Raw genomic sequence first — 8,942 nt, forward strand, 5'->3', positions numbered from 1 at the left:
TCAGCCGTTCTTCTGCCGGTACCGCTGGTGCGCGCCGTTGAGCAGTTCCACGTACTGCCCCGCGCCCTTGGCGTCGAGTTCGGCGGTGTAGGCGTCCCACGAGGACATCTCGCGGTCGCCGAGGACGAACTGGAGCGTCGACTGCTGGGTGAAGTCCTTGAGCGGGGTCTCCCAGAGCGTGGCCTGCTCGCGCTCCTCGTCGCTGAACGGGTGCGGCGGAGGGAGCGCGACGACCTCCTTGCCCGAGATGGACTCCTGGAAGGCGAGCTCCTCCTCGGTGAACATCGACCGGAGGAGCTCGGTGCTGCCGCCGTAGGCGAAGACGCCGCCCTGGAAGCCGAAGTCCTCCTGGAGGTGCTGGGGGGCGCCGGGGTTGATGCCGTTGAAGGTGATCTGCGGGTCCAGGACGCGCTTGCCCGTGGAGTCCTTGGTGTACGTCGTGCCCTCGACACCCCACTTGGCGAACTCGGCGCCCTCGTCGGAGTACCACAGCCAGTCGACGAACTGCATCAGCGCGACGAAGTTCTCGCTCTCCAGGGCCTTCGCGGAGATCATCAGGCCGTTCTCCAGGCGGGTCGTGGCCAGCACGTCCCCCGCGGGACCGGCCGGCACGGGGATCTTGGCGACGGTCGCGCCGGGGATGTTCGCGAGGGCGGGGCGGTAGTCCCTGGTGATGTTCTGCGCGTTGCTGCTGATCGCGTAGGACCTGCCGGTGGCGAACTTCGAGATGGCGGGCTCGTCCTTCTGCGTGAAGCTCTCGGGGTCCATCAGCCCTTCGGCGACCAGGCCGCGCAGGAACTCGACGAGCTGCCGGTACTCGTCGGAGGCACCGGTGTACTCGAACTTCTGCGTCTCCTCGTCCCACTGCGCGTTGTCGTAGTTCCACCCGGCGGTGGTGCCGAACGCCTGGGAGGCCGTGGCGAGGATGCTCTTGCCCTCGAAGCGGTCCGACAGCGGATAGGTGTCCGGGTGCGCGGCCTTGATCGCCCTCAGGACGGTGCGGACCTCGTCCCAGGTCTTCGGCGTCGTCAGGCCCAGCCGGGTCAGCTCGTCGGTGCGGAACGCGAGGGTGTAGTCCTGCCAGACCTCCTCGTGCACGCCGGGCAGCAGGTAGAACTTGCCGTCGTCCTGGCGCAGCGTGTTCAGCTCGGGCTGGAGCTTCCACTGCTCGATCTTGCTCTTGAGGTGGGGCATCAGGTCGAGGTGGTCGCTCACCGGCAGGATCGTCCCCGACGCGACGTAGGCGTCCTCCTGGTTGGGGTAGGTCTTGGCGATGATCAGCGGCGCGTCACCCGCGCCGACGACGAGGCTCCTCTTCTGCTCGTAGTCGCTCATCGGCACGACCGTCGGCTTCAGCGTGACGTTCGTCCGGGCGGTGATCTCCTTCCAGAGCAGCCAGTCGTCCTTGATCGCGTAGTTCGGGTGGTCGCTGTAGAGCAGGCTGAACTCGACCGGTTCGGTGGCCGTGAACCGCGTGCCGGCGGAGTAGTCGGTCATCGCCCCGACCCTCTTGCCGGAGAGGTCGACCGGCCCTCCCGACTCGCTCTCGCCGGTGCACGCCACGGCGAGTCCGCTCACCGCGAGCACCACGAGCAACCGCTTCCACTTCGTCCGCATCGTTCTCTCCTCGGGAGGTGCGACGTCGTCGTCCACGTGCCACGTTCTCGAACGGGTGCGGTCACTGCTTGACCGCGCCGAGCATCACGCCCGACAGGAAGTACCGCTGCACGAAGGGGTAGACACCGATGATCGGCAGCACGGTGAGCACCATCGTCACCGACTTGATGTTCGAGCTGACCTGCGCCTCGTCGCCCGCAGAGCTGCCCACGGACGCCGCGGTGGTGGCCCCGGAGATCATGTTGCGCAGGTAGACCGTCACCGGGAACAGGTCGGCGCGGTCGAAGTACAGGAACGCCGAGAACCACGAGTTCCAGTTCGCCACCGCGTAGAACAGGACCATCGTCGCGATCACCGCCCTGGACAGCGGCAGGACGATCCGCAGCAGGACGCCGTAGGTGTTCAGGCCGTCGATCGACGCGGCCTCCTCCAGCTCCTTCGGCAGGCTCTCGAAGAACGCCTTCATCACCAGCAGGTTGAACACGCTGATCGCGTTCGGCAGCACGACCGCCCAGATCGTGTTCTTCATGCCGAGTTCGGAGACGAGGACGTAGTTGGGGATCAGGCCGCCGTTGAAGAACATCGTGAACACCGCGACGCCGACGAGCAGGTTCCGGCCCTTCAGGTGGCGCTTGGACAGCACGTAGGCGTAGGTCGTGGTCAGCACCATCGAGATCAGCGTGGCCGTCACCGTGTAGACGACGGTGTTGAGGTAGCTGTTCCAGAACACCGGGTCGGCGGCGATGATCTCGTAGGTGTCGAGGTTGAACCCGCGCGGCACGAGGTTCACCCGTCCCTCGCGGATGGCCTGCTCGTCGCTGAAGGACTGGGCCACGACGTTGACGAACGGGTACAGCGTCACCGCCACGACCCCGAGCAGGACGATCGTGTTGACGACGCGGAAGATCCGTCTGCCGCGGGTGTCCCGGACGCGCGTGGGACGGGTGACCGCGGGCTTCGGCGGGAGCGGACCGGCGGTCACCACAGGCTCGTCCCCACCGTGCGGCGCGAGATCGCGTTGGCGGACAGGATCAGCGTCAGGCCGATGACGGACTCGAACAACCCGATGGCCGCGGCGTAGCTGAAGTTGTTGGACACCATGCCGACGCGGTAGAGGTAGGTCGAGATCACGTCGGCCGTGGGGTAGGTCAGCGGGTTGTAGAGCAGCAGGACCTTCTCGAAGCCCACCGCCGTGAACGTGCCGGTGTTGAGGATCAGCAGCGTCACCATCGTCGGCCGGATGCCCGGCAGGGTGATGTGCCAGGTCTGCTTCCACCGTCCGGCTCCGTCGATCTCGGCCGCCTCGTAGAGCTGCTGGTCGACGGTGGTCAGCGCGGCCAGGTAGAGGATCGTGCCCCACCCGACGGTCTGCCACACCTCGGAGGAGACGTAGATCGACCGGAACCAGTCCGGTCCCTGCATGAACGCGACGGGGCTGCCGCCGACCGCCCGGATCAGCTGGTTGACCGTGCCCTCGATCGAGGTCAGCTGCAGGACCATGCCCGCGACGATCACCAGCGACAGGAAGTGCGGCAGGTAGGACACCGTCTGCACGAACCGCTTGAAGAAGCGCGAGCGGACCTCGTTGAGCAGCAGTGCCAGCACGATCGGCAGCGGGAAGCAGAACAGCAGCGTCAGCGAGCCGAGGACGAGGGTGTTGCCGAACACCTCCCAGAACGACGGGTCGGTGAAGAACATCCGCACGTAGCGCAGGCCGACCCACGACTCGCCGAAGAGGTCGCCGCCCGGCACGAACCGGCGGAACGCGATGACGTTGCCCAGCATCGGCAGGTACCGGAAGACGAGGAAGAACACCAGCGGCACGATCGCGAGGGTGTAGAGCTGCCAGTCGCGCCGCAGCGCCGTGCGCCAGGACGTCGTGCTCCGCCGCCGTCTCCGTCGCGGTGGTGCCGCCGAGCGCCGCGGTGGTGGCGGCGGAGCCACCACGTGCGCCTGCTCGGTGCCGGTGGTCACGCGACCACGACCTCGGGTTCGGCCGCCGTCACGACCGCGGTGGCCGCCCAGCTCCGGGTGTGGCCGACCTCGCGCAGCCGGCCGACCAGCTCCAGGTCCACGGTGGCGTGCACGTCGGCGCTGGACCGCGACACCCGCAGCTGCACCGCTCCCGGCTCGACGATCCGCGTGCCGGCGAGGCCGGTGAAGGACGTGGCGTCGGCGGGCACCCGGAAGGCGACCCGCGCCGTCGCGCCCGGCTCCAGCGGCACCCTGGCGAAGCCGATCAGCCGCACGACCGGACGGGTCACCTGCGCGACCGGGTCGTGCAGGTACAGCTGCACCACGTCCGCGCCGGGCCGGGAGCCGGGGTTGTGCACGTCGAGCTCCAGCGCCACCTCGCCGTCGGTGCTCCAGACCTCCTCCGACACGACGGGCTCCGACCAGGTGAACGTGTCGTAGCCCAGGCCGTGCCCGAACGGGAACGCCGCCGTCGGGTCCACGGTGGACACCTCGGAGCGCTGCCCCAGCGGCGCGGACAGGTAGGTGCCGGGCTGCCCCGAGGGATCGGCCGGGACGCCGACGGGCAGCCTGCCGGACGGGGCGACCGCGCCGGTGAGCACGTCGGCGACCGCCCTCGCGCCGAGCTGGCCGGGGAAGAAGGTCTGCACGGTCGCGGCTGCGGCGTCGGCGAGGTCGCCGATCGCGTACGGCCGACCGGTGATCAGCAGCAGCACCACCGGCGTTCCGGTGGCCGCGACGGCCCGGACGAGGTCGCCCTGCGCACCGGGCAGCACGAGTTCCGTGGCGTCGCAGCCCTCGCCCGACGTGCCGCCGCCGAACAACCCGGCCAGATCGCCCACCGCGACGACGCACACGTCCGAGTCGGCCGCGGTGGCGACGGCCTCGGCGAAGCCGTCGCGACCGGCGCCCGTGACGTCGCAGCCGCGGGCGTGGGCGACCGCGTCCGCGCCGAGCGCGTCGCGCAGCGACGACAGCACGGTCGGGATCTCCACGCCGAGACCGGCGCCGGGGTGGTGCACCCCGACGTGCGCGGGGAAGGCGTAGCAGCCGAGCACCGCCATCGGGTCGTCGGCCAGCGGCCCCACGACCGCCACCCGCGCGCCGGGCCGCAGCGGGAGCACCCCGCCGGGGTTGGCCAGCAGCACCACGGACTCCCGCGCGAGACGAAGGGCGATCTCCCGCGAGTGCTGAGCGTCCAGCTCCAGGGCGTCCACGTCCCGCGGCAGGGCGGTCCAGTCCGGGTCGAGCAGACCGAGCTGGACCTTCTGCGCGAGCACCCGGCGCAGCGCCCGGTCGACGAGCGCCTCGTCGACCTCGCCGCGCTCCACGGCCCGCAGCAGCGGTTCGCCGTAGCACCGCACGGTCGGCAGTTCGACGTCGATGCCCGCGGCCAGGGCGAGCCCGGCGGCGTGCGTCTCGTCGGCGGCCACCCCGTGCAGCGTCTGGAGGAACTTCACCGCGAAGTAGTCGGCGACGACCGTGCCGTCGAAGCCCCACGTGTCGCGCAGCAGCCCGGTGAGCAGGCGCGCGTCGGCGGCGGACGGCACGCCGTCGATCTCGCAGTAGGAGTTCATCACCGACCGCGCGCCGCCGTCGCGCACGGCCATCTCGAACGGCGGCAGGACGACGTCGGCGAGTTCGCGCGGTCCGATGCCGGCCGGGGCGAGGTTGCGCCCGGCGCGCGAGGCCGAGTAGCCGGCGAAGTGCTTGAGCGTGGCCACGATCCCGGAGCGCTCCAGACCGCGGACGTAGGCGGTGCCGATCGTGCCGACGAGGTGCGGGTCCTCGCCGATGGTCTCCTCGGTGCGTCCCCACCGGTAGTCGCGGGTGACGTCCAGGACCGGCGCGAGCCCCTGGTGCACGCCCGCGGCCCGCATCGACGCCCCGATCGCCCCGGCCATCTCGGCGACGAGGTCGGGGTCGAAGCTGGCGCCCCAGGACAGCGGCGAGGGGTGCGCGGTGGCTCGCCAGGCGGCGAACCCGGTCAGGCACTCCTCGTGGACCAGCGCCGGGATGCCGAACCTGCTCGCGGCCACCACCTGCTCCTGCGACGCGGCGAGCGAGCGGGCCCCGGCGACCGGGTCGACCGGCCTGGTGCCGAAGGGACGGGTGAGCTGACCGAGACCGGAGGAGATGACCTCCTCCCAGCCCACGGGGTCGCCGGTCATGTCCGACTGGTGCGGGGCGACCGTTCCACCGGAGGGGTCGGCCCCCACCCACACGCCGACGAGCTGCGCCAGCTTCTCGGGCAGCGTCATCGCGGAGACGAGCGCCTCGACCCGCTGCGGTCCCGGCAGGCGCACGTCGCGCCAGGCGGGCACGGTCCCGTTCCGGTCGGACGGCTTCGCAGCGTCCGTCGTCCTGTCCGTCATCGACCAGGTACCTCCGCCTCACTCCGCCATGAGGACCGAAACTATCGCGAATGTGTTCGACATTACGGTCCGGTGGGAGAACCGTAGGTGGCACGTTGAGGTGCGTCAACAGTCGAGTTAATCGACGTCCGTGCTGTTCACGCTGGTGAACCGCCGCTTCCGGTGGTCGTTGCGCCAATTGTCCTGCGAGAAGGCACTCGCGGCATTCGAGTTGATGACAGTGTTGCGCCGAAAGCACTACTGTTTGAGTCCGATAGTTTACGAACAACGCGGCTGCGCATGCGCCGACGCGGACAGGGGTCAGCATGAGCACGTCGCTCGAACCGGGTGCGCCGGAGGTCAAGACGCAGCCCTCCATCGCCTCCATCGCGGCGGAGGCCGGCGTCTCCGTCCCGACGGTGTCCAAGGTCCTCAACGGCAGGCCCGACGTCGCCGCGGAGACGAGGGCCAGGGTGGAGAGCGTCATCGAGCGGCACCGGTACCGACGCAGGCGAGCGCGCCAGTCGTCCAGGCCCGCCCTGATCGACCTGGTCTTCCACGAGATGCACTCGGCGTGGGCCACCGAGATCATCCGCGGCGTCGAGCGCGCCGCCGCCGACCAGCGCGCCGCCGTGGTGCTGTCCGAGCTGGGCGGTGAGCACCGGCCGCGCCGCGAGTGGTTCGACGACCTGCTGGCCCGGCGCCCCCTCGGCGTCATCCTCGTGCTGGCCGACCTGGACGAGGAGCAGCGCGGTCAGCTCGCCGCGCGCAACATCCCGTTCGTCTTCGTCGACACCGCGGGCGAACCGCCGCCGGGGGTGCCCACCGTGGGCTCGACGAACTGGGCGGGCGGACTCGCCGCCACCCGGCACCTGCTCGCGCTCGGCCACCGGCGGATCGCCGTCATCTCCGGGCCCACGACCGTGCTGTGCAGCCGCGCCAGGGTCGACGGGTACCGCAGCGCCCTGGAGGACGCCGGTGTCGCCGTGGCCCCGGACCTGGTGCGCTACGGCGACTTCTACGTCAACGGCGGCCACACCCACGGGCTCGCCCTGCTCGACCGCCCCGACCGGCCCACCGCCGTCTTCGCCGGGTCGGACTTCCAGGCGCTGGGCGTCATGCGCGCGGCGCGCGAACTGGGACTGTCCGTTCCGGACGACCTGTCGATCGTCGGCTTCGACGACCTGTCGGTCACCGAGTGGATCGGGCCCGCGCTGACGACCGTGCGCCAGCCGCTGCGCGAGATGGCGACCACCGCCGCCCAGATGGTCTTCACGCTGGCGCGCGGCGAGCGTCCGCCCAACGAGCGGATCGAACTCGCCACGGAACTGGTCGTGCGGCAGAGCACCGCCGCGCCGCCGCCCACCCGCGACTGACCCGGAGGACGACCGTGGCCCTGTTCGACCTGCCCCAGTCCGAACTGCGGACGTACTCGCCCGACGTCCGCGAGCCGGAGGACTTCGACGCGTTCTGGACCGCGACGCTGGCCGGGGCGCGGGAGCACGACCCGCTGATCGCCGTCGAGCCGGTGGCCACCGGGCTCAGGCTCGTCGACACGCTGGACGTCACCTTCGCCGGGTTCGGCGGCCATCCGGTCCGCGCCTGGTACACCCGGCCCGCCGGCAGCGCGGGACGGGAGCTGCCCGCCGTGGTGGAGTACCTCGGGTACGGGCGCGGGCGAGGACTGCCGCAGGAGCGCCTGGTGTGGCCGTGCGCGGGGTACGCGCACCTGCTGATGGACACCCGCGGGCAGGGCGGCCAGTACGGCAGCGGTGGCGACACCGCCGACCCCGTCGGCTCCGGCCCCGCGGCGCCGGGCTTCCTGACCCGCGGCATCACCGACCCGCGCACCGCCTACCTGCGCCGCCTGCTCACCGACGCCACCCGCGCGGTGGACGCCGTGCTCGCCCTGGGCGACACCGGCCCCGTCGCGGTGGCGGGCAACAGCCAGGGCGGCGGCCTGGCCGTCGCCGCCGCCGGTCTCGACGACCGCGTGCGGGCGCTGCTGGCGAGCGCGCCGCTGCTGTGCGGCATCGAGCGGAACCTGTCCATCACCGACGCCCAGCCCTACGGCGAGATCGTGCAGTACCTCTCGGTGCGCCGGGAGTCGGCGGACCGGGTGCTGGACGCGCTGTCGTACTTCGACGGCGTGCACTTCGCCCGCAGGACGACGGCTCCCGCGTTCTTCGGCACGGGCCTGCGCGACACGATCTGTCCGCCGTCGGGCGTCTTCGCGGCCTTCAACGGCCTGGGCGCCCGCTCCGACGCGGGTCCGACGCGGGACAAGGAGATCGCGGTGTACCCCTTCAACCACCACGAGGGCGGTGACGCGCTGCACGTGTCCCGTCAGCTCACCTGGCTGGGGGAGCGGTTCGGCAACGGGTAGGACCGCGCGTCGCGCTCATCCGGCGTCGGGGACCGGGTCGACGGGCACGCGCCGCCGGACGCGGACCCGCCGGACGCGGACGGCGGCACGCGTCTCGTGGTCGATGCCGGCCCGCACCCGTCGGCGCAGCTGACCCTCCACCACCACGCCCAGCGGAACGTCGGGGACCTTCCGGAACGCGGGCGGCCGCCGGGCGGCCAGGAGCTGCTCGACGTGGTCGGCGTTCTCCCGGTCCGGCGATCCGGTGGCCGCGTGCAGGAGCAGGTCGACGCGGCGCCGCTCGGCCCGGTGCGCGCGCTTCCTGCTGCGGGGGACGTTCTTGCGGGAACTCCCGGCGTTCTCGCCGTAGGTGTTGCGGCAGTCCTTCTCGAAGCTCAGTCGCTTCTTCTCCTGCGGTGACCTGCGCACGACCGTCGTTCCTCCTCCGCGTGACCACCGGGTCCTGAACGGTGGTCCTACCGCGGCCGTCCGGCCGGCGAGCACCGGGGTCGGGGGGCCCCCGGGGGGGGGGGGGGGCCCCCCGGCCCGGGGGGGGGGGGGGGCGGGGGGCGCCGCCCCGGGGCGGGGGGGGGGGTGGGGGGGGGGGCCCGGCGCCGGGGGGGCCGCCCGCC

Annotated in this window: 7 protein-coding genes; 2 read left to right on the top strand and 5 right to left on the bottom strand. The window is 71.7% G+C overall.

Annotated elements, in window-relative coordinates; genetic code table 11:
* From IMZ35_RS25480 to IMZ35_RS25495, 4 genes are all read right to left on the bottom strand, one after another.
* Positions 1 to 1,617, bottom strand: a complete 1,617-nt coding sequence (locus tag IMZ35_RS25480; protein WP_199443730.1) for an ABC transporter substrate-binding protein — start codon at positions 1,615 to 1,617, stop codon at positions 1 to 3.
* A gap of 61 nt (positions 1,618 to 1,678) precedes the next feature.
* Positions 1,679 to 2,599, bottom strand: a complete 921-nt coding sequence (locus IMZ35_RS31060) for a carbohydrate ABC transporter permease (RefSeq protein WP_307868769.1) — start codon at positions 2,597 to 2,599, stop codon at positions 1,679 to 1,681.
* Entirely contained in the window at positions 2,596 to 3,591 is a 996-nt protein-coding gene (locus tag IMZ35_RS25490; protein WP_199443732.1) for an ABC transporter permease, read from the bottom strand. Before IMZ35_RS25490 ends, IMZ35_RS31060 begins: the two co-directional genes overlap by 4 nt.
* Positions 3,588 to 5,966, bottom strand: coding sequence for a beta-xylosidase/alpha-l-arabinosidase (locus IMZ35_RS25495; RefSeq protein ID WP_199443733.1), 2,379 nt, complete (start codon positions 5,964 to 5,966; stop codon positions 3,588 to 3,590). The genes IMZ35_RS25490 and IMZ35_RS25495 overlap by 4 nt, the downstream gene beginning before the upstream one ends.
* Before the next feature lie 305 nt (positions 5,967 to 6,271).
* Here IMZ35_RS25495 and IMZ35_RS25500 point away from each other — a divergent pair, with 305 nt between their 5' ends.
* The gene (locus IMZ35_RS25500) at positions 6,272 to 7,321 is read left to right on the top strand and encodes a LacI family DNA-binding transcriptional regulator (RefSeq protein WP_199443734.1); all 1,050 of its coding nucleotides are present in this window, start codon (positions 6,272 to 6,274) and stop codon (positions 7,319 to 7,321) included.
* A 14-nt stretch (positions 7,322 to 7,335) separates the two neighbouring features.
* Entirely contained in the window at positions 7,336 to 8,331 is a 996-nt protein-coding gene (locus tag IMZ35_RS25505) for an acetylxylan esterase (RefSeq protein ID WP_199443735.1), read from the top strand.
* A gap of 15 nt (positions 8,332 to 8,346) precedes the next feature.
* On the opposite strand, the gene IMZ35_RS25510 is transcribed toward IMZ35_RS25505, so the two are convergent.
* The gene (locus tag IMZ35_RS25510) at positions 8,347 to 8,739 is read right to left on the bottom strand and encodes a hypothetical protein (protein WP_199443736.1); all 393 of its coding nucleotides are present in this window, start codon (positions 8,737 to 8,739) and stop codon (positions 8,347 to 8,349) included.
* Positions 8,740 to 8,942: the final 203 nt, after the last annotated feature.

Source organism: Umezawaea beigongshangensis, assembly GCF_016464305.1.
GTDB lineage: Bacteria > Actinomycetota > Actinomycetes > Mycobacteriales > Pseudonocardiaceae > Umezawaea_A > Umezawaea_A beigongshangensis.

Coding starts and splice junctions, on each gene's coding strand:
- IMZ35_RS25480 (WP_199443730.1), bottom strand. CDS start 1,617: ATGCGGACGAAGTGGAAGCGGTTGCTCGTGGTGCTCGCGGTGAGCGGA.
- IMZ35_RS25495 (WP_199443733.1), bottom strand. CDS start 5,966: ATGACGGACAGGACGACGGACGCTGCGAAGCCGTCCGACCGGAACGGG.
- IMZ35_RS25500 (WP_199443734.1), top strand. CDS start 6,272: ATGAGCACGTCGCTCGAACCGGGTGCGCCGGAGGTCAAGACGCAGCCC.